Raw genomic sequence first — 24,750 nt, forward strand, 5'->3', positions numbered from 1 at the left:
CGCTGACCTGGGACCAGGGCATCGAGCTGGCACAGCACACCGAGATCACGATCGCCGCCGACCTGCCGATCTACTTCTGCGACCCGCACTCCCCCTGGCAGCGCGGCACGAATGAGAACACCAACGGCCTGCTCCGCCAGTACTTCCCCAAGGGCACCGACCTCTCCGTCCACGACATCGACCACCTCGCCGACATCGCCGACCGACTCAACGGCCGACCCCGCAAGACCCTCGGCTTCAAGACCCCGGCCGAGACCCTCGCCCGGCTACTCTCCCAAGATCAAATGACCGGTGTTGCGTCGACCAGTTGAATCCGCCACGCCGGAACTGCCGACCGGCGCACACTCTCCCGCAGGAGTCGGCTCAGAGATGGGCCAGCGCCTCCTCGAGGCCGACCACGTCCGCGTACTTCGCGTCGAGGTCGGCGAGGTTGCCCTCGTGCACCGCCGGCGTCCGGTCGGCACAGGCCTCGCGCACCACCTGCGGGCGGAACCCGGAGTTCAGCGCGTCCATCGCGGTGGCCCGGACGCACCCGGAGGTGGAGACCCCGGCGAGCACGACCGTGTCCACCCCGGCCGCGTGCAGCGTCGGGGCCAGCGAGGTGCCGAAGAAGGCGGAGGCGTACTGCTTGACCACCACCGGCTCCCCCGGGCCCGGCTGCAGGACGAGCTCGCCCCAGCCGCCCGGGGCGCCCTCGGCGAAGGCCGCGAGCGCGGGCACCTTGCGGACGAACAGGCCGCCGTCGGCGAGGTCCGGGGCGTACCGGACGACGGTCCACACCACCGGGTGCCCGGCGGCGCGGGCGGCCGCGACCAGGGCCTCGGTGGCCTCGACCGCCCGTCCCGGCGCGGGCAGCCCGAACGGCCCGTCCGGGTCGGTGTAGGCCCGCACCAGGTCGATGACGACGACGGCGGGGCGCGACCCCCAGCCCACCCGACCCGAGAACGACGGGCCGTGCGGGCCGGGGACCGGCTCCGGGACGCTCACCGGGGCCTCCTCACACCCACACGGGCCGCTTCGGCGCCGGCAGGCCGGTCTCCTCCTCGCAGCGGGCGAGGAGTTCCTCGATCGGCGGCCCCATGTCGAAGACCGGCAGCTCGGCGGGCCGGTCGGCGCGCATCTGGTCGCGCAGGGTCTCGGTCGCCTCCGCATCCACCGTGCCGTCCTCGGCCACGCAGACGCCGTACCGCTCCGCGCCCTTGGTCGTCACCAGACCGCGGCGGACCTCCAGGGCGACCAGTTCCGGGTCGCGCTCCAGCGGGTCGCCCCACCCGCCGCCGCCCCAGGTGACGAAGTGCAGCACGTCGCCGGGCCGGACCGGGACGTCGTGGCACTTGCTGGGCAGCACCGACCGGGTGCCGTCCGCGCGCTCGATCCACTTGGTGCCCCGCGCGCCGGGGTGCCCGCCGTTGACCCCCCACGGGTAGGTCAGCCAGCGGTCGTCGTGGATCGCGATCGTGCCCGGCTCCTCGAAGATGTAGGCGACGTCGACGCCGTTGCCGCCCCGGTGCAGGCCGGGGCCGCCGGTGTCGGCGATCGTCTCCCACTTCTCGATCCGCAGCGGGTAGTAGGACTCCAGGTACTCGCACGGGATGTTGGTGAAGCTCGGCCACAGCGAGTGCCCGTCCGGGCCGTCACCCATCGGCCGGCCGGGGATGCCGCCGAAGCCGATCGAGTACAGCTGGAACCACTCCCCCTTCCGCTCCCCGCTGGAGTAGTGGCCGGAGTACATGAAGTGCGGCGAGGAGGAGAAGCCGGCCGCGTTGAGCAGCGCCGGGTTGGTCTGCCCGAGCAGCCCGCCGAAGAGGTCGAACACCCGGCCGATGCCGTGGTTGCGGCCGTTGAGCGACGCCGGGTGCTCGGGTTTCCAGTAGGACCCGTCGGGGATCGTGACGTCGACCAGCGGGTAGAAGCCGTCGTTCCAGAGGATCTGCGGATCGGCCACGGTGATCATGTAGATCCCGAAGAACATCCGGGTCAGGTTCTCGTTGATGTAGTAGTTGATCGGCCCGGCCGCCTGCGGCGAGGAGCCGGTGAAGTCCAGGTGCACCTTGTCGCCGGTGCGGGTCAGCGACAGCTTGAGCTCGTAGGGCCCGTTGCCGACGCCGTCGTCGCAGATGTAGTCGGTGAAGCTGAGCGTGCGGCCCTCCTCGAACACCATGGACAGCAGCACTTTCATGGCGTCGTAGTTGCGCTGCAGCAGCGCGTCCAGCGCCGACAGGTACGTGCCAGTGCCGAACCGGTCGCACATCTCGGCGACCCGGCGGGCGGCGGTGCGGCAGGCGGCCACCAGCCCGTTGAGGTCGGCGCGGTTCCAGTCGGGCTTGCGGACCTGGTTGAGGATGATCCGCAGCGCATCCTCGTTGAGCTCGCCCTTCTTGTAGAGCGTGAAGGGCGGGATGACCACGCCCTCCTCGTAGATGGTGAGCGCGTCGGTCGGCATCGACGACGGCGTCTTGCCCCCGACGTCGGACATGTGGCCGAACATCGCCGACCACCCGACGACCCGGCCCTCGTGGAAGATCGGGACGACGACCAGCCAGTCGTTGGCGTGGCTGATCGCGGCGCCGCAGGCGTAGGGGTCCGACGTGAGCAGGACGTCGCCCTCCTCGATCGTGCCGTCGAAGCCGTCGAGGAAGTCGGGGATGGACAGGCCGAACTGGCCGACGACCATCTTCCCGTCGGGGTCGGCGATCAGCGGGAACTCGTCGTGCTGCTCGCGGATGCCCGGCGACAGCGCCGTCCGGAACAGCACCTCGTCCATCTCGTAGCGGGCGTTGCGCAGCCCGTTCTCGATCAGGTCGAGGGTCACCGGGTCGACCTCGCCCTTCTCGATGGTGCCGGTCGCCGTCTCGATGATCCGTGCCATGGGGTCACGCCTCCGGGGTGATCAGCAGGGAGCCCGCGGCGTGCACGGTGGCGGCGTGCCCGGGCAGGACGAGGGTGGTGGAGTCCATCTCGGTGACGATCGCGGGGCCGCGGACGACGTCGCCGGCGCGCAGCTTCGCGCGGTCGTAGACGCCGGCCGGCACGTACTCCCCGCCGACGTAGATGCGGTGGTCCTGCACCAGCGCGCCGGCCGGGTCGCCGTCGCCCTCCGGCAGGGTCACCGGGGCGACGTCGGGCTTCGGCCCGGTGACGGTGGCGCGGGCGTTGACGATCTCGTGGTCGACGGTGAGCAGGAAGCTGAACAGCCGGTCGTGCTCGGCGTCGAACCGTTTTCCCAGGGTCGCCAGCACCGAGTCCGGCGCGTCGAGCCAGGACGGGTCGACGTCGACCGGGATCTCGAAGCCCTGGCCGTGGTAGCGGACGTCGACCTGGTAGCCGACCGTCTGGTCGGCGGCGGCCAGCCCCTGCTCCGCCAGCCGGCGGCCGGCGTCGGCGGCCAGGTCGCGCAGGATCGCGGCCAGGTCCTCGCCGGTCAGCTCGCCGAACCGGCGCAGCACCGTGCGGGCGGACTCGTCCCGGCGGCTGGTGGTCGCGTCGCCGAGCGCGCAGAGCAGCCCCGGGCCGGGCGGCACGATCACCGGCCAGGCGCCGGTGAGCTTCCCCAGCGCGTTGGCGTGCAGGGGGCCGGCGCCGCCGAACGCGACGAGCGCGAAGTCGCGGGGGTCGAAGCCCTGCTGCACCGAGACCAGGCGGAGCCCGCCGAGCATGTTCTCGTTGACGATGTCGACGATCCCGGCGGCCGCGGCCTCCGGGGAGTCCAGCCCCATCGCCTCGGCCACCTTGCCGACGGCGGCCCGCGCGGCCTCGACGTCGAGGGTGATCTCGCCGCCGGCCAGCGTCGTGGGCAGGTGGCCCAGCACGACGTTGGCGTCGGTGACGGTGGGCTCGGTGCCGCCCTTGCCGTAGGCGGCCGGGCCGGGGTCGGCGCCGGCCGACTGCGGGCCGACGCGCAGCGCCCGCGTCAGCTCCGGGACGTGCGCGATGGACCCACCCCCGGCGCCGACCGTGCGGACGTCGACGCTGGAGGACCGGACGACGAGGTCGCCGACCTTGGTCTCCCGGCCGATCTTCGGGGTGAGGCCCTGCACGAGCCCGACGTCGGTGGAGGTGCCGCCCATGTCGAAGGTGATCAGGTCGCGGTAGCCGGCCTGCTCGGCCACCCAGACCGCGCCGGTGACGCCGCCGGCGGGGCCGGAGAGCAGCAGGGTGACCGGGGAGTCGATGGCGTTCCCGGCCGAGGAGAGCCCGCCGTCGCTGCGCAGGATGGCCAGCTCACCGGCGACGCCGCCGTCGGCCAGGTTGCCGGCGAGGCTCTGGACGTAGCGCTTCACCTGCGGCTGGACGTAGCCGTTGGCGACCGTGGTCAGGGTGCGCTCGTACTCGCGCAGCTCCGGCAGCACGTCCGAGGACAGCGAGATGGGGACGCCGGGCAGCACCTCGGCGGCGATCTCGGCGATCCGCCGCTCGTGCGCGGGATCGGCGAAGGAGTTGATCAGCGAGACCGCGAGGGCCTCGATGCCGTTGCCGCGCAGCTTCTCCAGCTGGGCGCGCACGTCGGCCTCGTCGAGCTCGCGGACGACGGCGCCGTCGCTGGCGATCCGCTCGTCCACCTCGACGGTGTTCTCCAGGGCCGCCAGCGGCTCGGGCTTGGGCCAGATGATCCAGCCGGCCAGCCCACCGGGGACGAACGAGCGGGCGATCTGCAGGACCTGCCGGAACCCCTTGGTGGTGACCAGGCCGACCGTGGCGCCCTTGCCCTCGAGGATCGCGTTGGTCGCCACCGTCGTCCCGTGCAGGACCTGGGCGACCTCGGCGAGCTCGATACCGGCCTCGGCGCACACCTTGCCGATCCCGTTCAGCACGCCGACGGCCTGGTCGGCGGGGGTGGAGGCGGTCTTCGCGCGCCAGGTGCTGCCGCTGCCCTCCTCCACCAGCAGGACGTCGGTGAACGTGCCTCCGACGTCGACTCCGAGCCGGTAACTCATGAGGCCTCCTCATCGCTGGGGTCCTGCGTGGTCACTGCTGTGGCGGCCCGGACCATCACGGCCCGGGCGTTGCAGATGTGCGCGGTCATCACCGCGCGGGCCCACCCGGAGTCGCCGGCGCGGAGGGCGGCGACGATCTCCAGGTGGTGGGCGAGGCTGCGGCGCAGCGACTCCGCGTCGTAGGTGTGGAAGTTGCGCCGCACGATCGGCGGGTGGATCGCCGCGGCGAGCGCGGCGGCGAGGGTCGGGTGCCCGGCGAGGGTCACCAGCCGGTCGTGGAAGGCCCGGTTGAGCGGGACGAGGGCGTCGAGGTCCTGCCCCGGCCCGGGACTGCCGACCTCGACCATGCGGTGCGCGAGCTCCTCGAGCTCGGCCAGGTCGACGTCGGTGGCGTTCGGGACGGCGAAGGCGGTGAGCTGCGGCTCCAGCGAGACGCGCAGGTCGAAGACGCCCTCCAGCTCGGCCACGGTCCAGGTGGCGACGCGGGCCCCGCGGTTCGGGACGAGCTCGACCAGCCCCTCGGCGGCGAGCCGGCTGAGCGCCTCGCGCACCGGCGTGCGGCTGACGCCGAGGCGCTCGGCGAGCTCCACCTCGCCGAGCCGGGTCCCGGGGAGGAGGGCGCCGCCGAGGATGAGCTCGCGCAACTCGCCCAGTGCCCGCTCGGCGGACGTCAGCGGTCGTGTCACGGGTCACACCCCCTCGAAGATTGTGTGCAAACCTAGGGGCGTTGGGTTCCGGGAAGCAACGGTTGGTCGTAAATTCCGTGTGACTGCATACAAGAGGGGGCCCACGTGGCGGAGCTGCTGAGCAATGGACGGACGTCGAGGGCTCGCCTGCGCGAGCTCGTGGAGGGCCCCGAGCCGCTGCTCGCGCCCGGCGCCTACGACGCGCTGAGCGCCCGGCTGATCGAGCAGGCGGGGTTCGACGCGGTCTACATGACCGGCTTCGGGACGACGGCCTCGCTGATCGGCCGGCCCGACGTCGGCCTGCTCAGCGGCACCGAGATGGTCGACAACGCCCGGCGGATCGTGGCCGCCGTCGACGTCCCGGTCATCGCCGACGCCGACACCGGGTACGGCAACGCGATCAACGTCGTCCGCACCGTGCAGCTCTACGAGCAGGCCGGGGTCGCCGGGATCCAGCTCGAGGACCAGGTGATGCCCAAGAAGTGCGGGCACATGAGCGGCAAGCTGCTGATCGGCGCCGACGAGATGGTGGGCAAGATCCGGGCCGCCGTCGAGGCGCGCCGGGACCCCGACCTGCTCGTCATCGCCCGCACCGACGCCGTCGCAGTCACCGGCACCGACGACGCCATCGCCCGGGCGCGGGCGTTCGCCGACGCCGGGGCGGACGTGCTGTTCGTCGAGGCGCCGACGTCGGACGCCGACATCGAGCGGGTGGCGACCGAGCTGCGCGACGTCGCCCCGCTGGTCTTCAACTGGGCCGAGGGCGGCAAGACCCCGCCGATGTCGCTGGAGCGGATCACCGAGCTCGGCTTCTCGCTGGTGATCTACCCGATCGGCACGCTGCTGGCGGCCACCGCCGGCATCCGCTCGCTGCTGGCCACGCTGCGGCGCGACGGGGTGCCGACGGCGGCGCTGGACGCGGTGCCGACGTTCGGCGAGTTCACCGATCTCATCGGGCTCCCCGAGGTGCAGGATCTGGAGCGGCGCTTCTCCGGCTCCTGACCCGGAAGTCCTGCGCGCCGACCGACGAGCCGGAGGGCGGGCCCATGGCGTTCCGGCGGGCGCGCACCGGCACGTCCCGGCCCGTGCTGCTGCTCGCCTTCGCCTTCTCGGTGATGGCCGACCCGGTCTCCTCGGTGGCCTACGCCATCGAGGCCGCGCTCCGGGCACTGGACGGCGACCTCACCCTGCTGCTGCCGACCATGGGGCTGGTGGTCGCCATCATCGCGCTGGTCATCACGAACTACTCCCAGCTCGTCGGCCGCTTCCCCGAGGGCGGCGGCGCGGCGGCGGCCAGCGGGACGGCGTTCGGCGAGGCCTGGGCATTCGTCCCCATCGGCGCCCTGGTCGTCGACTTCGTGCTGACGATCGCCATCAGCGTGTCGGCAGCCGCGTCGGCCGCGATCGCCTTCGTGCCGGACCTGGCGCCGTGGCGGGCCGGGATCGCCCTGCTCCTCCTGCTCGTCGTCGCCGGGCTCACCTGGTTCGGCCACCTGGGGCGCGCGGTGTTCGCCGTCATGACGCTGCTCTTCGTCGGGCTCGGCGCCGCGATCGTCACCGGGGGCCTGCGGGCCGCGCCGGTCGCGGAGCTCCCCGGGACGGGCGGCACGGGATCGATGGCCTTCGTCGCGGTCCTGCTCGCCTTCCCGGTGGCGATGGCGCTGGCCACCGGCGTGGAGGCCCCGTCCTCCGCGATCGCCGAGCTCGAGGAGCTCGACGACGACGGCCGGCGCCGGTTCGGCCGGATCACCCTCTGGCTGACCCTCGGCATCGTCGGCTGCCTGACCCTCGGCCTGACGGCGGTGGCGGTGCGCCTGGGCATCGGCGTCCCGGACGCGGGGTCGACGCAGATCGCCGACATCGCGCGCGCCAGCGTCGGGACCGGCGGCTACGGCCTCTTCCAGCTGTTCACCGCCCTGCTGCTGCTCGCGGCGACCAGCTCGTCGCTCCAGGCCGGGCCGGGCCTGCTCAAGGCGCTCGCCCGGCATCCGGAGCCCGACGGGACCCAGGCCGGGATCCTGACCTCGTGGCTGTGGCCGACGAACGCCCGTCACGTGCCCTTCCGCGCGGTCCTCGTCTTCGTCGTGCTGGCCGGGGTCGTGGTCCTGGCCACCGGGGGACGCGACCAGGTGCTCGTCCTCTTCTACGCGGTCGCGGTGTTCCTCAGCTTCCTGATGGGGCTCGCGGCCATGACGAAGTTCTCCCGCGACGAGGGACGCACCCTCTCCACGGTGATCAACGGGGTCGGCGCGGGGATCGTCGCCTTCACCCTCGCGGTCAACCTCCTCCGGGGGCTGCCGCTGGTGTCCCTGGTGGCGGCCGGCTCGATCGCACTGACCCTGTACGCCAGCTGGGTGCGCGCCGGCCGCCCGCGCGGGGTGGCCCACGCGGCCGTCCTCCGTCGGGGCCGGGACGTCAGACCAGCGTCGTACGGGTCTGCCCGAGGCTCTGCCAGTACTCGTTGAGCGCGTTGTTGGTCCGGACGAACCAGATGAACGGGCCGACCAGGATGAAGATCCCGGGGAAGAACCACAGGGCCGTCAGCGCCGTCACCGGCTTCTCCTGGCCGCGGCGCTCGTAGAGCTGGCCGACCTCGTTGCTGAGCAGGAAGGGCGAGACGAGCCCGAAGATGATCGCGATGACCAGCGCCAGGACCCCGCCGAGGCCCTCGCCGCTGTGCCGCTTCATCTCCTCGTGGGTCTGGAAGTAGTAGACGAAGCCCCAGATCCCGAAGGTCACGAGGAACAGCAGGATGATCATCCCCGTCGGGCGGATCTGCCCGACCGGCCCCTGCGGCTGCCCGTACTGCGCGTACCCGGGGACGGAGGGCATCGGCTCGGTGTAGCCGCCGTACCCCGGCGGCGGGAAGCCGGGCGGTGGCGCGTACCCGTACGGCGCGCCCTCCCCGGGCGGCCCGGCACCCGGCGACGGCGGTGGGGGCGGCGGACCCTGCGGCGTGGACATGACGGCTCCTCCCGGTCGGGTACGACAGCCGGTCATCGTCCTCCGCTGCACGCCGCAGGTAACCCCTTCGTGCGCGGTTCAGCGCCCGGACCAGTTCGGCGGCCGCTTCTCCAGGTAGGCGGCGATCCCCTCCCTGCGGTCCTCGCTGAGGTAGGGATTCGGGCCGACGTCGAGCCGCAGCGCCTGCCACAGCGGGAGCTCGAGGCCCTTGACGGCGGTCTCCTTCATCCGGCGGACGCTGATCGGCGCGTTGGCGGCGATCCGGTCGGCCAGCCGCAGCGCCGCCGGGAGGACGTCGTCGGTGAGCCGGTTGACCAGCCCCCATCGCTCGGCGTCCTCGCTGGTGACGTACTCACCGGTCAGCAGCATCTCCATCGCGATGCCGACGGGGATCCGCTTGGGCAGGACGACGGAGCCGAAGTTCGCCCCCATCCCGATCGTCGCCTCCGGCAGGCCGAGCCGGATGCCCGGCGCCGCCACGCGGAGGTCGCAGGCCAGTGCGAGCTCGAACCCGCCGGCGACCGCCGCGCCCTGCAGCGCCGCGATGGTCGGCACCGGCGTCTCGGTGACCACCTCGAACAGCGAGCGGGTGGGCCGGCTCATCGGCGGGCGGAAGCGCTCGCCGCGCCGGTCGCGCTCGCGGATCTCCTTGAGGTCGAAGCCGGCGCAGAAGGCGGGGCCGGTGCCGGTGAGCACGACGGCCCGCACGTCCGGTGCCTCCGCGCAGGCCAGCAGCTCCTCGATCAGGTCGGTCTGCAGCGCCGTGGACAGCGCGTTGCGGCGCTCGGGCCGGTCGAGGGTGAGCACGCGGACGTGGCCGCGGGTCTCGACGACCAGTCCGGACTCGTGGCGGTGGGTCTCGTTCATGCGCTGCAACCTCTCCTCGCCGGCACCCGGTCGGCAAGCCGACCCCTTCCGCGGCGGGCTGCCGCGAGTACGGTCGGTGCCCCGTCGAAGGGCCGCCCGCGATGCCTGTCTTCATGATCGAACGCCGCTACGCCGACGAACTGGAGCTGACCGCCGACGACGCCGACGGGGTCAACCGGATCAACGCCGACGAGGGCGTGCAGTGGCTGTACTCGTTCCTGTCCGCGGACAAGCGCAAGACGTACTGCCTCTACGAGGCACCCTCGGCGGAGGCGATCCGCCGTGCCGCCGCGCGGGCCGGGCTGCCCGCCGACGTCGTCGTCGAGATGACCGGCACGGTGCGGCCGGACGGCTCCCTGACCCCGCTCTGAGCGGCGGCTACTCCAGCAGGCCGTGGGCTGCGGCGAACATCGCGGCCTGGGTCCGGTTCCCGGACCCCGTCTTGGCCAGGATGCTGCGCACGTGGTTGGCGGCGGTGTTCTCGCTGATGACCAGCCGGTCGGCGATCTCCCGGTTGAGCAGGCCCTCGCCGAGCAGCTGCAGCACCTCCGTCTCGCGGGAGGTCAGCCCGCCCGGGCTCCGGGGCGCCGGCACGGGCGGCGCCGTCCCGCCCAGGAGGCGGAGCACGCGCCGGAGCCCGAGCGGTTCGGCCAGCCGGCGGGCCCGTCCGGTCAGGTCGTCCAGCACCGCGGCCCCGGCACCGCTCCGGCGGGCGTGCACCGCCTGTGCCGCGAGGGTGTGCGCCTGGTGCAGGGCCGACCCCATCCGGGTGTCCATCGCCAGCGCGGCGGCCAGCTCCTCCTCCGCCGGCCCGCCCAGCAGCGAGTCGAGCGCCCCCAGGTACCGGTCCGCGCTGCCGAACACGGCGACGAACTGGCCGGCGACCAGGTTGGTGCCGGCGTACTCGGCCATCCTCGGCCGCAGCGCCCGGGCGGCCGCGTCGTCCTCGAGGAACAGCGCCGCCTCGACGGCGTAGATCAGGACGCACGGCCACTGCGCCGAGTCCTCGTACCGCGCCAGCCGCCCGTCGAGCAGCCACGCCAGCAGCCGTGCGGCCGGTCCGGGGAGCTCCAGCTCGGTGTAGAGGGCGAGCAGGCCCGGCGCCCAGTGCTCCTCCGGCCGCTCGTCGCCGGTGATCAGTCCCCGGACCTGGCCGACCGTCCCGCTCTCCCGGCGGATCATGTAGCTCTGCACCGCGCAGGGTCCCTCGGTGTCGTCGCTGCCGAACGACGTCCCGAGGTCCTGCAGCTCGCCGCAGGTGCGGTGCGCGGCGGCGAAGTCCCCGGCGCTGAACTGCCGCGCGTAGCTCATGCAGCCGGCCATGTACTCGAAGAAGGTCTGCCCCGTGGCCCGCGCCATCCGCACCAGGTCGTCGTGGGCCTGCGCGAGGGCGTCCGGCTCGCCCTGCAGGTAGGAGATGACCCCGCGGTAGTAGGCGGCGGGGCCCAGGTGCGCCAGCGTCCCGGTCCGGTCGGCCAGCCGGGCGAGCTCCCCCGCCCGGGCGAACTTGTCGGGGGCGTCCTCCGGGCGCAGGCCGTTCCACAGGCCGGCCTGCAGGGCGTGCGCGAGCAGGTCGTCGTCCCCGTGCTGCCGCGCCAGGTCGACCGCCCGGCGGCCGAGCACGTCGGCCTCGACGGTGGCACCGGTGAAGGCCAGGGCCCGGCCCAGGCTGGCCAGCCCGCGCACGTAGTGCGGGTCGGCCGGGTCCGGCGCGATGCCCGCCAGCGCGTCCTCGAGCAGCTCCACCGCCCGGTGGCCGGGGAGGCCGGGCCGCCAGGACGCGTCCTCGTAGGCCACGGCGGCGGCCAGCCGCCGGCCGGGCTCGGCCGAACCGGTCGCCACCCGCTCGGCCAGCACCCGGGCGCGGGCGAAGTCGCCGGCCAGGAGATGGCTGCCCGCGGCGGAGAGCACCAGGTCACCGCGCCCGGCGTCGTCCTCGCTCAGCGCGGCGGCCTGCTCGAACCAGCCCGCCGCGTCCTCGTGGGCGAGGCCCCGCGCCGCGGACCGGGCGGCCTCGGTCAGGTAGCGCACCGCCTCGGCGGCGTGCCCGAGCGCCTGCGCCTGCGCGTAGTGGAAGGCCAGCCGCTGGGTGCGGCGCTCGGACGCCGGGATCGTCGACTCGACCGCCCGCGCGACCCCGGCGTGCTGCTGCAGGCGGCGGGAGGCCGGCAGCAGGTCGAGGACGGCCTGCCGGCACAGGGCGTGCGGGAAGCGCAGCACGTCGTCCGACGGCGGCACCGGCTCGAGCAGCCCGAAGGCGACCGCCTCGTCCAGCCCGGCCAGCGTCGTCTCCCGGCTCCACTCCGACGCCGCCAGGACCGTGGCCACGTCGACGTCCTCCCCCACGACGGCGGCCAGCTCGACGGTCTGCCGCGCGGGCAGCGGCAGGCGCTCCAGCCGGCCCAGGATCGTGTCGCGGACCGAGGCCGGCGCCTGCCGCACGGTGAGGTCCCGGCCGCCGTGCGCGGCGTGGTCCCGCCAGAGCTCGCGCAGGAAGAAGGGGTTGCCCCCGGTCTGGTCGCGCAGCACGGTGGCCGCGCCGCGGGCGGCGTACGGGGAGAGGTGCCCCTCCTGGACCAGGTACTGGGCGATGTCCTCCGCGGCCAGGCCGGCCAGGTCCAGCCGGCGGACGCCGTCGAGCCGGTAGAGCTGCGCGATCGTGCGGACCAGCCCCGCCGAGCGGTCCGGGGCGGTGGTGCGGTGGGTGCCCAGCAGCAGGAGGGGGCAGTCGGCGGTGCGCTCCACGAGGTGCGCGAGCAGCTGCAGCGCGGACGGGCCGGCCCAGTGCAGGTCCTCCAGCGCCAGGACGAGCGGCCGGCCGGCCGCGACGTCGCAGACGGCGTCGACCGCGGCGTCGTACAGCGCCCGCCGGTACTCGTGCGAGGGACCGTCGCCGTCCTCCGGTGAGCCCCGGCCGGCGAGCGTGGCCAGCCGGTCGTCGAGCCCGGCCTCGGGGCGGGCGCCGAGCAGTGCCCCGAGCGGCTCACCGAACGGCTGGTAGGGCGGCCCGAACTCCGCGGCGCAGGTGCCGACCAGCACGGCGGCCCCGTGCCGGTGCAGCGTGGTGGCGACCTCGGCGAGCAACCGGGACTTGCCGGCCCCCGGTTCGCCGCCGACGAACACGACCTGCCGGCTGCCGGCGAGGACGGCGGCCCAGACCTCCTCGAACGCGGCCAGCTCCGACCACCGGCCGACGAACGCCGGACGCGCCGGCGAGGCCCAGCGCGCCGGCAGCGGTGGTGGCGCCCAGCCGGACACCGGTCCGACGCTAGACCCCGCCGGTGCCGGCCGTCGATGACCAGATCTGGTCATGCGGCCCCGCGGGGCGAAGTCCCGCACTTCTGGTCATGTGCCGGCCCCCGCGACGTCCCTAGCGTCGGGCGGGTCCCGCCGGAGCGGCGGAGCGGACCGGAGGAGCAGCCATGGTCATGTCAGCGCTCGACACCCTCGCCGATCGGGTCAGCGGACCGCTGATCCGCCCCGGGGACGAGGCCTACGAGGACGCCCGGCACGTCTACAACGCGATGATCGACGCGCATCCGGCGGTGGTGGTGCGGTGCACCGACACCGCCGACGTGGTCGCCACCGTGCGCTACGCCGCCGACACCGGCAGCCCGCTGGCCGTCCGCGGCGGCGGGCACAGCGTGCCCGGGTTCGGGACGGCGGACGACGCGGTCGTGGCGGACCTGTCGGACCTGCAGGCGGTGGACGTCGACGACGCCTCCCGCACCGCGACCGCCGGGGGCGGCACCACGTGGGGCCGGTTCAACGACGTGACCGCCGCGCACGGGCTGGCGACGACCGGCGGCATCATCTCCACCACCGGCGTCGGCGGCCTGACCCTCGGCGGCGGCATCGGCTACCTCTGCCGCGGCTACGGGCTCTCCTGCGACAACCTGCTGTCGGCCGAGGTGGTGACCGCCGACGGGTCGGTCGTGACCGCCGGCGAGTCCGAGCACCCCGACCTGTTCTGGGCGCTGCGCGGCGGCGGCGGGAACTTCGGCGCCGTCACCCGGTTCACCTACCGGCTGCACCCGGTGACCACGGTCGTCGGCGGGCCGATGTTCTTCGAGCTGTCCGACGGCCCGGCGATCCTGGCGCACTTCCGGGAGTTCATCCGGACGGCGCCGCGCGAGTACGGCGGCTTCCCGGCCTTCCAGATCGCGCCGCCGCTGCCCTTCGTGCCGGAGAACCGGGTCGGGGAGCCGTTCGTGGCGGTGGTGTCCTGCTGGACCGGGGACCCGGCCGAGGGCGCGCGGATCCTCGACGGCTTCCGCGACGTGGCCCGCCCGGTGGCCGAGCACACCGGCGAGATGCCCTACGCGGCGCTCAACAGCGCCTTCGACGGCCTGGTGCCGCCGGGGCTGCAGCACTACTGGAAGGCCGCCTTCGTGCGCGAGCTGACCGACGCGGCGATCGCCGCGCACATGGAGCACGGGCCGAAGGTGCCGACCGTGAACTCGACGGTGCACCTGTACCCGATCAACGGCGCCGTCCACGACGTGGCCGCGGACGGCACGGCGTTCGGGCACCGCGACGCGTCGTTCGCGCCGGTGATCGCCGGGATGTGGCCCGACCCGGCCGACAACGAGCGCAACACGGCGTGGGTCCGCGACTACTACGCGGCGATCGCCCCGCACTCCGAGGCCGGCGGCTACGTCAACTTCGCCTCGGCCGACGACCAGTCGCGGGCCGGCGCCAACTACGGCACGAACCACGCCCGGCTGCGGGAGGTGAAGCGCCGCTACGACCCCACGAACCTGTTCCACCTGAACCAGAACATCGTGCCCTGACCGGGCACGGGGACGAGGAGAACATCATGCGCGTCATCGACCGCACGGACCTGCCCATGGCGATCCAGGACGGGGAGCTCGAGTTCCGGGCCGGCCCGGCCGGGGAGAACACCGTCGCCTGGGTGCGGCTGCCCGCCGGGACGGACCTCCGGCCGGGCCTCGCCGGACTGCCGGGGGACCTCTGCCCGTGCCCGCACTGGGGGTACATGATCTCCGGCCGGCTGCTCATGCACACCAAGGACGGCGACTCCACCTACGAGGCGGGCCAGGCGTTCTACTGGGCGCCCGGGCACGCCCCGGAGGCGCTGGAGGACTGCGAGTACCTCGACGTCTCCCCGACCGCCGAGTTGGACGCGGTCGTCCGCCACCTGCAGGGTGGCTCGGCCTAGACCGTCAGCGGGCGCCGACGCTGCGCCAGTAGCCGTTCAGCGCGCGGTTGGTCAGCACGAACCAGACGAGCGGGCCGACCAGCAGGAAGATCCCCGGGAAGAACCAGAGCCCGGTGCGCGCGCTGACCGGCTTCCGGCCCCCGCGGCGCTCGTAGAGCCGGCCCACCTCGTGGCTGAGCACGAACGGGGAGGCCATCCAGAAGACCACCGCCAGCAGCAGCGCGAGGACGCCGCCGATCCCGTCACCGCCGTGCCGCTTCAGCTCGTCGTGGGTCTGGAAGAAGTAGACGTAGCCCCAGATCCCGAAGGTGACGACGAACAGCAGCACCTGCAGGGCGGTGGGGCGCACCTGCCCGGCCGGGCCCCAGCCGTATCCGGGTGCCGGCACGCCCGGAAGGGGGCGGTAGGCGGGGGGCGGAGCGGGCGGGGGGACGACGGGGCGCGGACCGGGCAGGTCGCCGAACAGCTGGTCGAGGTCGCCGTAGGTCACCGCAGCGAAGGCCTGCGCCAGGCGCCGGTCGTACTCGGCGTCGTCGAGCCGTCCCTCGGCCCAGGCCGCACCGATGCGTGCCGCGGCGGCCTGCCGCTCGGCGTCGGAGACCCGGAGCCCGCGTGCGCTGGTCATGCCGAATCCTCCCACGGCGCCGGGCCTCGCGGAACGGCTCCGGCCGCTCGCTCAGCGCAGCCGGGCGGCCATCAGGTCCTGCGGGGACGTCGGGCGCAGGTCGTCGAAGAAGTCGGCCTGGCCGAGCCCGCTCGCGGCGGTCTTGAGCTGCCGCAGTTCGGCGGTGGTGAGGATGGAGTTCGCCAGCGCGCCGGCCCGCAGGTGGCCGAGGATGCGGCGGTGCAGGGCGGCCACCTGGTCGCTGCCGATGCCGGCGGAGGCGGCCAGCCGCTCCAGCAGCAGCCCCTCCCCACCGAGGATCCGGTCGTCGGTCAGGGCCGTGAGGAGTGCGTCGACGTAGCGCTGGGCGTCGGCGGTGGGGGCGTCGACGACCGCCCGGGGCAGGCCGTCGAGCATCGAGGCGGTCCAGCTCCGCGCGCCGGGCCGCAGCTCGCCGAACCGGGCCGCGGGTGCCGCGGTGACCTCCAGCTCGGGCAACGGACGCAGGCCGGTGAGGAAGCGCGGCGGCTCCGGGAGCGCGGCGAGCAGGCGGGGCAGCACCGCCGCCACGGTGCGCGCCTCGGTGAGGGCGCTGCGCGCGTCCGGGACCGGGACGCCGAGGACGCGGGCGAGGGTGTCCAGCCGCTGGTCCGGGGCGCGCACGGTGCGCCGGGCCAGCCAGCGCGTGCAGAGCGCGGGGTTGAGCGGCAGGACCACGCCGAGCCGGCCGAACTCGGCGGTGAGGAAGCGCTCCACGACGGCGGCGTTGTGCGCGACGACGACGGCGCCGTCCAGCCGGTCCAGCAGTTCGCCCGCGACGTCGCCGAAGGTCGGGGCCCGCAGCACCTCGCTGGGCGAGATGCCGTGGACGAGCGCCGGGCCGACGTCGCGGCCGGGGGCCAGGAGGGTGGCGTACTCGTCCCCGACGCCCGACCCGTCGACCCGCACGACGGCGATCTCCACGATGCGGTCGTCCGCGTCCGGCGCCAGCCCGGTGGTCTCGATCGAGACCACCACGAACGGCGCGTCGACCGGGAAGCCGGGGCCGTCGCCGCCGTACTGGAACGCCGGACCGCGCAGACCGGGCTCGGCGAACGGGATCGGCCCCTCCGGGCCCGCGCCGTCCACGGGCCGGCGCGGGGTGGGGATCGCGGGCGTGGCACCGCCGCCCCGGGCCGCGGTCGCCCGGCGCCGCGCCGCCCGCCGGCCGGAGGCCCGCACGGCGAGCAGCAGCCCGCCCAGCAGCGCCAGGCCGGTGAGCACCGACGCGCCGACCAGCACCTCGACCGGAACCCCGAACATGCGTCCTCCCCGTCCACCTGCGCAGACCACTCCCCGGGCCGGGTCCGACCTGCACCCGGCCGACGACCCCGCACGGTCGCCATCGGCAGCATCGGCCCTGGTCGGCACCGGGAGGGCACGGCGCGGCCTCGACGCGCCGCAGCCGTCACAGCCGTCGCGGGCGCCCCTCCCGGCGCCGCCTCCGGGCGGTGCCCGGATGTGATCCCGCGCAACGAACACCCCCACCCGTCACACCCGCCCCTCCCGTCGGGGAGCATGGCGTGACCGATCGGTCCGCTCCGGTAGACAGGTGGCATGGAGAGCACTGCCGACATCCAGGTGGGCGACGTCGTCGCCCCGCGGGCGGCGGTCTCCATCGAGATCACGTCCACCCCCGTCCTCAGCTACGCCCTCGCCCACAACCGGGTGCCGGTGGTGTCCCGGCTGGCCGTCACCAACCTCGGCGGACCGGTGCGGGCGGCGACGGTGCGGCTCGGCGTCCGCGACGCCGAGGGCCCGATCGCGCACACAGTCGAGCTGCTGGCCGACCTGGACGAGGGCCGGACGACGGTGCTCACCGACCTCGGCCTGGTCATGGACCCGGCCGCGATGCTGCACGTCGAGGAGCAGCGGCCCGGGGTCGTCGACGTCGAGGTGCTGGCCGACGGCCCGGACGGCGAGCGGACCGTCCTGGGCGAGAGCAGCCGCGTCGTGCAGGTCCTGGCCGCCCAGCAGTGGCTGGCCACGCCGGTGCCGCTGGCCCTGGAGATGCTCGCCGCCCACGTCATGCCGAACCACCCGGCGGTGACCGCGGTGGTGGCCGAGGCGGGCGACGTGCTGCAGGAGCGGACCGGCCGCGGCTCGATCCAGGGCTACGCGGACGGCCCGGAGCGGGTCGACGAGATCGTCTCGGCGATCGCCGCCGTCCTGCAGCGCCGGGGCATCCGCTACAGCGAGCCGCCGGTCAGCTGGTCCGACCTCGGCCAGCAGGTCCGCTCGCCGGGCGACGTCCTCACCTGGCGGGTGGGCACCCCGCTCGACCTCGTCGTCCTCATGGCCGCGGCGCTCGAGCAGGCGGGGATCCGGCCGCTGCTGTGGCTGGCGGACGGGCATGCGTTCCTCGGCTACTGGCGCGAGGAGCGGTCGGCCGAATCAGCCGCGACCACGGATGCCGCTCCCCTGGTCAACCTGGTCGACCTCGGGCTGATCGGCCTGGTCGAGACGATCCTGCTCACCAGCACCGGCGAGCTCGCCGCCGACCTGCACACCCCGGCCTACGCCGACTGGCTGGCCGGCGAGCTGGACCGGGTCCTCGGCGTCACCGACGTCCACCGGGCGCGCAAGGACGGCATCGTCCCGCTGCCGGCCCGGGCCCGGGACTCCGACGGCGTCCTGCAGGTCGTGGAGTACCGGCCGGCACTGCACAGCGCCCCCGCGAGGCCCGCGCCGCCGCCCCCGGCCGCCTCCTCGAAGCCGGAGCCGCCGCCGCGGGTGCAGCAGTGGAAGAACGCGCTGCTCGACCTCAGCCTGCGCAACCGGCTGATCAACTACACCGAGCGTTCCGGCCTGGCCCTCACGATCCCGGGGTCGGCGCTGGGCACGCTGGAGAACTTCGTCCACGACGGGACGCCGGTCACGCTCCTGCCCGGTGACCAGCTGGCCGCCGTCCAGACCGAGCGCGGGGTGGGCTCGGCGAAGGAGCTGCCCGCCGAGCAGCTGACCGAGCTGCTGGTCGAGCGCCGCGAGGTGCACGCCGACGTCAGCGCCGGCAGCTACCTGCCCCGGTTGCGCAACCTGGCCTACAAGGCCAAGACGGTGCTCGAGGAGACCGGCGCCAACAACCTGTACCTGGCGCTGGGCTCGCTGGTGTGGGAGCTGGACGGGCGGCCGCTGCGCTCCCCGCTGGTGCTCATCCCCGTGGTGCTGGCGCCGCTGGGCCGCACCGGCTCCTACCGGCTCTCGCTGGACGAGTCGGGGTCCAGCACGCCGAACTACTGCCTGCTGGAGAAGCTGCGCCAGCTGCACGGGCTGACCGTGCCGACGCTGACCGAGGCGGTCGACGGCACGCTGGACCTCGACCGTGCCTTCGAGGCGGTGCGCACCGCGCTGGTCGGGCACGGGCTGCCCTTCCGGGTCGAGCCGACGGCGGACCTGGCGATCCTGCAGTTCGCGAAGTTCCGACTGTGGAAGGACCTGGACGAGCACTGGGCCGACCTCACCGACAACCCACTGGTGCACCACCTTGTCCACGAGCCGACCGAGGCGTTCGAGGACCCGGCCCGCGCCACCGGCTCCTTCGTCGACCTCGACGAGCTGGCCGCCGAGCTGCCCGCACCGGCCGACGCCTCGCAGCTGCGGGCCATCGCCGAGGCCGCGGCCGGGCGCACCTTCGTGCTCGAGGGCCCGCCCGGCACCGGCAAGTCGCAGACCATCACGAACCTGCTCACCCGGGCGGTCGCCGAGGGCAAGCGGGTGCTCTTCGTCGCCGAGAAGCGCGCCGCCCTGGACGTCGTCGCACGGCGGCTGGACTCGGTCGGCATGGGCATGTTCGCCCTCGACCTGCACGACAAGGGGTCGCGCGCCTCGATGGTGCGCGCCCAGATCCGGCTCGCGCTCGAGCACGCGGTGTCCGTCGACGAGCAGGGCCTGGCCGCCGACGGCGAGTCGCTGCGATCGGCCCGCCGGACGCTGGCCCGCTACGCCGACCGGCTGCACGACCCGAACGCCGTCGGCCTGTCGCTGTACTCGGCCCGGACGTCGGAGCTCGCCGCCGGCGACGAGGTTCAGCCGCTGCCGGTGCCGCTGCCGTTCGCGGCCAACGCGCCCGCCGACGTGCTGCGCTCGGTGCGCGTGGAGCTGGCGCTGCTGCCCGACATCGCCGACCTGACCCGCCCGTCGCCGCGGCACCCGTGGGCGTTCGTCGACTCCCCCGACATCGACCTGCCCGCCACCCAGGCCGCCGCCGCGGCGGTGGACGCCGCGGTGCGCGAGGTGCAGGCCGTCCCGGAGCTGGCCGGCGTGCTCCGCCGCACCGCGACCGCCGACGAGCTGGACGCGCTGTGCCACGTCCTCAGCGGGCCGGGGATCGGCCTCGACGTCCTCGACGAGACCTTCGGCGCCTTCTGGACGGCGGCCACGTCGGCGGTGCTGGGCGAGATCGCGGCGTTCACCGCCTTCCGCCACCCGGGCCTGGACGTCTGCACGCCCGGAGTGCTGGAGCTGCCGCTGGCCGAGATCTACGTGGCCGCGCAGACCGCGGCCGCGTCGTCGTGGTGGGGCCGTCGGCGCCGGCTGATCGCCGTCCGCGACTCCCTCGAGCCCTACCTTCGCCCCGGGGCGAAGGTGAAGCCCAAGGACGTCCCGAGCGTCGTGGAGAACCTGTGGCGGGTGCAGACCGCGGTGCAGGCGATCGCCACCCGCGCGGACTCCATCTCGGGCCTGTCGGTGCCCGAGGGCTGGAACCCGTTCCTCGACGGCGACCTGCTCGACCGGCAGGTCCAGTGGCTGCGCCGGGCCGGCGCGGCCGTCGACGGCGCCACCCCCTTCCACGTGCAGCTGCGCAAGCTGATCGTCGCGGGGCTGCCGGCCGGACCGGCGGCCGCCGAGGCGGTGGGCCGGCTGCGCGACGCCGTCTCCGCGCTGGTGGCCGCGTGCCGGACGACGCCGGACCAGCTGGCCGCCTGGGCCGGGGACGACGGTTTCGTGCTGCGCTGGTCGATGACCCGCCCCGAACGAGGGGGCGACGGCTCGGTCCTGATGTCGCTGCGCCGCTGGGTCTCCTTCCTGGACACGCTCGAGCCGCTGCGCTTCGCCGGGCTGTTCGACGCCCGCGCGCTGCTGGTCAGCGGCGCCGTTCGGGCCGACGACGCGGTGCGGGCGTTCGACCGCGGCCTGGCGACGGCGTCGGTCTCCGAGCGGCTGGACGCCACCGGCCTGGACCTCTTCGACGCGGGCGCGCACGAGAAGGCGATCCGCCGGTTCACCCGCGCGTCCCGGTCGGTCCGCGAGCACCTGACGACGGCGCTCCCGGCGCGGGTGCTGGGCGCCCGGCCGTTCGACGTGGCGTCCGGCTCGGGGCAGGTGGGTGCGCTGCAGCGCGAGCTGGCCAAGCAGCGCCGCGGGCTCGGGGTGCGCCAGCTGCTGGCCACCTACGGCGAGCTGATCACCCAGGTCATGCCGTGCGTGCTGGTGTCCCCGGACTCGGTGGCCCGCTTCTTCCCCGCCGTCTCGGGGCTGTTCGACCTGGTCGTGTTCGACGAGGCGTCGCAGATCCGGGTTGCCGACGCCGTCGGCGCGCTCGGCCGCGCCCGGGCCGCCGTCGTCGTCGGTGACTCCAGGCAGATGCCGCCGACGTCGTTCGCCGAGCCCTCCTCGGTGTCCGACGACGCCGGCGACCTCGCCGAGACGTCGGTGGAGGACGAGGAGTCGATCCTGTCGGAGTGCGTGCAGGCGCGGGTGCCGCGGCAGTGGCTGTCGTGGCACTACCGCAGCCAGGACGAGTCGCTGATCGCCTTCTCCAACACCCAGTACTACGGCAACCGGCTGTCCTCGTTCCCGGCGCCCACGCACGGCCGGCCCTCGCCGGAGCCCGACGGCCGCGGCGTCTCGCTGGTGCGGGTGCAGGGCACGTTCCACCGGTCCGGTGCCGGGCGGCTGCTGCGCACCAACCCGATCGAGGCGAAGGCGATCGTCGCCGAGATCCGCCGCCGGTTCGACGCCGTGCCCAAGTGGGACGGCGTGGACGCGGTGCCCTCGATCGGCGTGGTCACGTTCAACGCCCAGCAGCGGGCCTACATCGAGGCGCTGCTGCGCGACGCCGACGACGAGCGGCTGGCCGCGGCCCTGGACCGCAGCGACGGCGAGGGGCTGTTCGTCAAGAACCTGGAGAACGTGCAGGGCGACGAGCGCGACGTCGTCTTCTTCTCCACCGGGTTCTCCCCCAACGCCGCCGGCGACCTGCCGCTGAACTTCGGGCCGCTGAACCGGGTGGGCGGCGAGCGGCGGCTGAACGTCGCGGTCACCCGTGCCCGGCGGCAGGTCGTCGTCTTCTCCTCCTTCGACCCGGAGCAGCTGCGGGCCGAGGAGACGTCGTCGGTCGGCATCAAGCACCTGCGCGCGTACCTCGACATGGCCGCTCAGGGCACCGACGTGCTGCCGCGCGACGCCCGCTCCTCCGCCGTGATCGACCGGCACCGCGAGGAGATCGCCGAGGCGCTGCGCGCGCGGGGGCTCGTGGTGCGCACCGACGTCGGGCTCTCCGACTTCAAGGTCGACCTCGCGGTCTCGCGCTCGGCGGACCCGGACTCGCCGCTGATGGCGGTGCTGCTCGACGGCCCGGCGTGGGCCGCGCGCGGCACGGTCGGTGACCGGGACGGCCTGCCGGGCGAGGTGCTGGGCGACATGCTGCGCTGGCCGCTGGTCGAGCGGGTCTGGCTGCCGACGTGGCTGGCCTCCCGTGCCGCCGTCGTCGACCGGCTGGTCGAGGCGGTCGACGCCCTGCCCGCGGCCGCGCTCGCCGAGCCGATCCCGCTGCCGACCGCGGCGCAGGAGTCGTTCAAGGGGGTGGCCGCGCTGCGCTCGTCGGTCACCGCGTCGGTGGCGGTGCCCGCGACCCCGGCGAAGGCGGCGGTCCCGAAGGCCCCCGCTGCCGCGCCGGCCGGGCCGACCGCCCTGGACGGTGAGACGCCGTTCGTGCCGTGGCTGCCCAAGCCGGCCGGTGAGAAGTCGGTGCTCGACGAGCTGCCGGCGTCGAAGGCGGCACGGGTGGTGCGCCGGGTGATCACGGCGGGGGTGAAGGCCGAGGGACCGATCCACGTCGACCGGCTGGCCAAGCTGACGGTGAACGCGTTCGGGCTGAACCGGGCGTCGGAGGGCCGGAAGAACACCCTGCTGTCGCTGCTGCCGCCGTCCGCGGTGGTCGAGGGCTACCTGTGGCCGGAGGGCGTCTCCCCCGACACCTTCGCCGGGTTCCGCCGGCAGGCCTCGAGCACCGACCGGCCGATCGACCACGTCGCGCCCGAGGAGATCGGCAACGCGATGGTCGCCCTGTGCCGGGCGAGCGCCGGGATGCGGGCCGACGAGCTGCTCACCCAGGCGGCGGCGGTCTTCGGCTACAAGCGGCGCACGCCGGCCATCACGCCGGCGCTCGAAGCGGCGCTCAAGCTGGCGCTGCACCGCGGCCGCCTCGTCGAGCAGCCGTCCGGCCTGCTCACCGTCTGACCCGGCGCCACCTCAGCTCGGGCCGGTCGGCGGCACCAGGAAGGTGCAGGTCGGTCCGGGGGCGCGGGCGAGACGCCGGTCGAGGGTGAGCAGCGGCGCGTCGACCAGCTCGGCGAGGGCCACGTACGCGGCGTCGTAGGCCGTGAGGTTCGGGTGCAGTTCCCAGACGCGCGCGGCGAGCACCTCGAAGCCGAACGTCGTCACGCGGAACCGTGCGAGCTCGTCGTGGGCCAGGGTCGCCACGTCGCGCCCCAGGGAACCGGCCAGCGTCGCGCGGCGCAGCACGTTCGACACCTCGATCAGCAGGTGCGGGGGCGCCACCAGCGACCCTTCCCGCAGGTGGTCCCGCGCCCACTCACCGTCGAGCCCGCCGTCGACGAGTCCGGCCACCACTGCGGACGAGTCGACGACGACGGTCATCGACGGTCGGCGTCCCTGGCCCGGAGGATCTCCTCCGCCGGGAGGCGGCTGCCGGTCGCGAGCACCCGATGCCGGGCGCGATCCCAGAAGTCGGCAGGGTCCGGTTGCTCGGCGAGCTTCACGAGCTCGGCGCGCACGTACTCCTGCAGCGACATGCCGGCGCGGGCGGCGCGGGCGGCCAGCTCTCCCCGCGTCTCGTCCGGGACGTCGCGGATGGTCATGGACACGGACACGCATGCACTCTAGCAGCGATGCATGTGCTTCGTCGCGCATGAGTGAGAGCTGCACGCACCGGAAATGGGCTGCGCACGCCGACGTACCCCTGTTGACTGCACCGGCTGCGCAGCACCCCTGACCAGACGGAGCGAATCGAAAGGACGATGGAGAAGATCAACGGACGCCTGCTGAACTGGGCGTCGATCCTGGAGGACACCACCCGGGGGCAGGCCGAGCGCACGGCATCCATGCCGTTCATCCACCCGCACCTGGCCCTGATGCCCGACGCCCACCTGGGCATGGGCGCCACCGTCGGCTCGGTGATCCCGACCGACGGCGCGATCATCCCGGCCGCCGTGGGAGTCGACATCGGCTGCGGGATGATCGCCGTCCGCACCCAGTTCACCGCTGACGACGTCGCGGGACGCGACCTGGCCGTGCTGCACGGGCAGATCTCGCGGTCGATCCCGCTGTCGGCGGGCGGCCGGAACGCCAGGATCCGCGCGTCCGCGGAGCCGCGGATCGCCGAGCTGCGCGAGATGCCCGGCGCGGGCCAGGCCGACGGCGCGGTCCACCACTGGCCGCAGCAGCTGGGTTCGCTCGGGTCCGGCAACCACTTCATCGAACTGTCGCTCGACGAGGCCGACCGGGTCTGGCTGTTCCTGCACTCCGGCTCGCGGGGCGTCGGCAACAAGCTGGCGCAGAAGCACATCAAGGTCGCGCAGGAGCAGTGCCGGCGCCGGCACATCCAGCTGCCCGACCGCGACCTGGCCTACCTGGTCGAGGGCGAGCCGGAGTTCGACGCCTACATCGAGGCCCTGCGCTGGGCGCAGCGGTTCGCCTACCTCAACCGCGAGGAGATGATGGACCGCTGCGTCGACCAGCTGGCGCGGTTCTTGAGTGGGCATGGCCTCGGCACCGAGGTGGAGCGGCACGAGACGGTCAACTGCCACCACAACTACACCGAGCGGGAGACCCACTACGGGCGCGAGGTGTGGCTGTCGCGGAAGGGCGCGATCTCGGCTCGCAAGGGTGAGCCGGGCCTGATCCCTGGGTCGATGGGAGCGGCGTCCTACGTCGTCGCCGGCAAGGGGAACGTGCCCTCGCTGATGTCCTCGCCACACGGCGCGGGCCGGAACTTCTCCCGGTCGGCCGCGCGGAAGCGGTTCACCCGGCAGGACCTCGACGCGCGCATGGCCGGCATCGCCTGGGGACGGTCGGACGCGTTCCTCGACGAGCACCCCGACGCGTACAAGCCGATCGACCAGGTGATGGCCGACGCCGCCGACCTGGTCGAGGTGCGGCACACGCTGCGCCAGATCGTCAACGTCAAGGGCGACTGATCGGCGGCCCGGCGTTCCCACGGGAACGCCGGGC

General features: G+C 74.2%; 19 protein-coding genes. 8 read left to right on the plus strand and 11 right to left on the minus strand.

What is annotated here, in order from left to right; all coding sequences use genetic code 11:
- Window positions 1-311: IS30 family transposase (locus tag BM142_RS06215; RefSeq protein WP_139228785.1), on the plus strand; the 311-nt coding region annotated here is incomplete at its 5' end.
- A gap of 52 nt (window positions 312-363) precedes the next feature.
- Here BM142_RS06215 and BM142_RS06220 read toward each other — a convergent pair.
- From BM142_RS06220 to BM142_RS06235, 4 genes are read right to left on the minus strand one after another with little or no spacing between them, the layout of a single operon-like run.
- Entirely contained in the window at window positions 364-987 is a 624-nt protein-coding gene (locus tag BM142_RS06220; protein WP_092195923.1) for an isochorismatase family protein, read from the minus strand.
- A gap of 10 nt (window positions 988-997) precedes the next feature.
- Window positions 998-2,869: a hydantoinase B/oxoprolinase family protein gene (locus BM142_RS06225; protein ID WP_092195924.1), complete on the minus strand. Its 1,872-nt coding sequence runs from the start codon at window positions 2,867-2,869 to the stop codon at window positions 998-1,000.
- Between the two features lie 4 nt (window positions 2,870-2,873).
- Entirely contained in the window at window positions 2,874-4,934 is a 2,061-nt protein-coding gene (locus BM142_RS06230; RefSeq protein ID WP_092195925.1) for a hydantoinase/oxoprolinase family protein, read from the minus strand.
- Entirely contained in the window at window positions 4,931-5,620 is a 690-nt protein-coding gene (locus tag BM142_RS06235) for a GntR family transcriptional regulator (protein ID WP_092195926.1), read from the minus strand. The genes BM142_RS06230 and BM142_RS06235 overlap by 4 nt, the downstream gene beginning before the upstream one ends.
- Window positions 5,621-5,725: 105 nt before the next feature.
- Between BM142_RS06235 and BM142_RS06240 the strand changes: the two genes are divergently transcribed.
- Complete coding sequence (locus BM142_RS06240) at window positions 5,726-6,622, plus strand: isocitrate lyase/PEP mutase family protein (protein ID WP_092195927.1); 897 nt, start codon at window positions 5,726-5,728, stop codon at window positions 6,620-6,622.
- Between the two features lie 44 nt (window positions 6,623-6,666).
- Window positions 6,667-8,085, plus strand: coding sequence for an APC family permease (locus BM142_RS06245; RefSeq protein ID WP_217640606.1), 1,419 nt, complete (start codon window positions 6,667-6,669; stop codon window positions 8,083-8,085).
- Here BM142_RS06245 and BM142_RS06250 read toward each other — a convergent pair.
- Together BM142_RS06250 and BM142_RS06255 are read right to left on the minus strand one after the other, a co-directional pair.
- Entirely contained in the window at window positions 8,036-8,584 is a 549-nt protein-coding gene (locus tag BM142_RS06250; RefSeq protein WP_092195928.1) for a DUF4234 domain-containing protein, read from the minus strand. The two genes, BM142_RS06245 and BM142_RS06250, sit on opposite strands and share 50 nt — an antisense overlap.
- A 78-nt stretch (window positions 8,585-8,662) precedes the next feature.
- Window positions 8,663-9,451 carry an enoyl-CoA hydratase/isomerase family protein gene (locus BM142_RS06255; RefSeq protein WP_092195929.1) on the minus strand — a complete coding sequence of 263 codons (789 nt, stop codon included), beginning with the start codon at window positions 9,449-9,451 and terminating at the stop codon, window positions 8,663-8,665.
- Between the two features lie 101 nt (window positions 9,452-9,552).
- Here BM142_RS06255 and BM142_RS06260 point away from each other — a divergent pair, with 101 nt between their 5' ends.
- The gene (locus BM142_RS06260; protein ID WP_092195930.1) at window positions 9,553-9,822 is read left to right on the plus strand and encodes a nickel-binding protein; all 270 of its coding nucleotides are present in this window, start codon (window positions 9,553-9,555) and stop codon (window positions 9,820-9,822) included.
- A gap of 7 nt (window positions 9,823-9,829) precedes the next feature.
- Here BM142_RS06260 and BM142_RS06265 read toward each other — a convergent pair whose 3' ends face one another.
- Window positions 9,830-12,709, minus strand: coding sequence for an ATP-binding protein (locus BM142_RS06265; RefSeq protein ID WP_175527131.1), 2,880 nt, complete (start codon window positions 12,707-12,709; stop codon window positions 9,830-9,832).
- Window positions 12,710-12,879: 170 nt separating this feature from the next.
- Here BM142_RS06265 and BM142_RS06270 point away from each other — a divergent pair, with 170 nt between their 5' ends.
- Window positions 12,880-14,244, plus strand: coding sequence for an FAD-binding oxidoreductase (locus BM142_RS06270; RefSeq protein ID WP_254790599.1), 1,365 nt, complete (start codon window positions 12,880-12,882; stop codon window positions 14,242-14,244).
- Between the two features lie 26 nt (window positions 14,245-14,270).
- Window positions 14,271-14,633, plus strand: coding sequence for a cupin domain-containing protein (locus BM142_RS06275; RefSeq protein WP_092195933.1), 363 nt, complete (start codon window positions 14,271-14,273; stop codon window positions 14,631-14,633).
- A gap of 4 nt (window positions 14,634-14,637) precedes the next feature.
- Here the strand turns inward: BM142_RS06275 and BM142_RS06280 are convergent, their stop codons facing one another.
- Complete coding sequence (locus tag BM142_RS06280) at window positions 14,638-15,258, minus strand: DUF1707 domain-containing protein (protein ID WP_092195934.1); 621 nt, start codon at window positions 15,256-15,258, stop codon at window positions 14,638-14,640.
- Between the two features lie 51 nt (window positions 15,259-15,309).
- Window positions 15,310-16,539 carry a 3'-5' exonuclease gene (locus tag BM142_RS06285; RefSeq protein WP_092195935.1) on the minus strand — a complete coding sequence of 410 codons (1,230 nt, stop codon included), beginning with the start codon at window positions 16,537-16,539 and terminating at the stop codon, window positions 15,310-15,312.
- Window positions 16,540-16,833: 294 nt separating this feature from the next.
- Between BM142_RS06285 and BM142_RS06290 the strand changes: the two genes are divergently transcribed.
- Window positions 16,834-22,737, plus strand: a complete 5,904-nt coding sequence (locus BM142_RS06290; RefSeq protein WP_092195936.1) for a DUF4011 domain-containing protein — start codon at window positions 16,834-16,836, stop codon at window positions 22,735-22,737.
- 12 nt (window positions 22,738-22,749) lie between these two features.
- Here BM142_RS06290 and BM142_RS06295 read toward each other — a convergent pair whose 3' ends face one another.
- The gene (locus BM142_RS06295; protein ID WP_092195937.1) at window positions 22,750-23,157 is read right to left on the minus strand and encodes a type II toxin-antitoxin system VapC family toxin; all 408 of its coding nucleotides are present in this window, start codon (window positions 23,155-23,157) and stop codon (window positions 22,750-22,752) included.
- On the minus strand, window positions 23,154-23,390 hold the full coding sequence (locus tag BM142_RS06300) for a FitA-like ribbon-helix-helix domain-containing protein (RefSeq protein WP_092195938.1): 237 nt from the start codon (window positions 23,388-23,390) through the stop codon (window positions 23,154-23,156). The genes BM142_RS06295 and BM142_RS06300 overlap by 4 nt, the downstream gene beginning before the upstream one ends.
- Window positions 23,391-23,537: 147 nt before the next feature.
- Here BM142_RS06300 and BM142_RS06305 point away from each other — a divergent pair, with 147 nt between their 5' ends.
- On the plus strand, window positions 23,538-24,716 hold the full coding sequence (locus tag BM142_RS06305; RefSeq protein WP_092195939.1) for an RtcB family protein: 1,179 nt from the start codon (window positions 23,538-23,540) through the stop codon (window positions 24,714-24,716).
- Window positions 24,717-24,750 lie beyond the last annotated feature (34 nt).

It is taken from the genome of Blastococcus tunisiensis (assembly GCF_900112815.1).
In the GTDB taxonomy this organism is placed as follows: Bacteria; Actinomycetota; Actinomycetes; order Mycobacteriales; family Geodermatophilaceae; genus Blastococcus_B; species Blastococcus_B tunisiensis.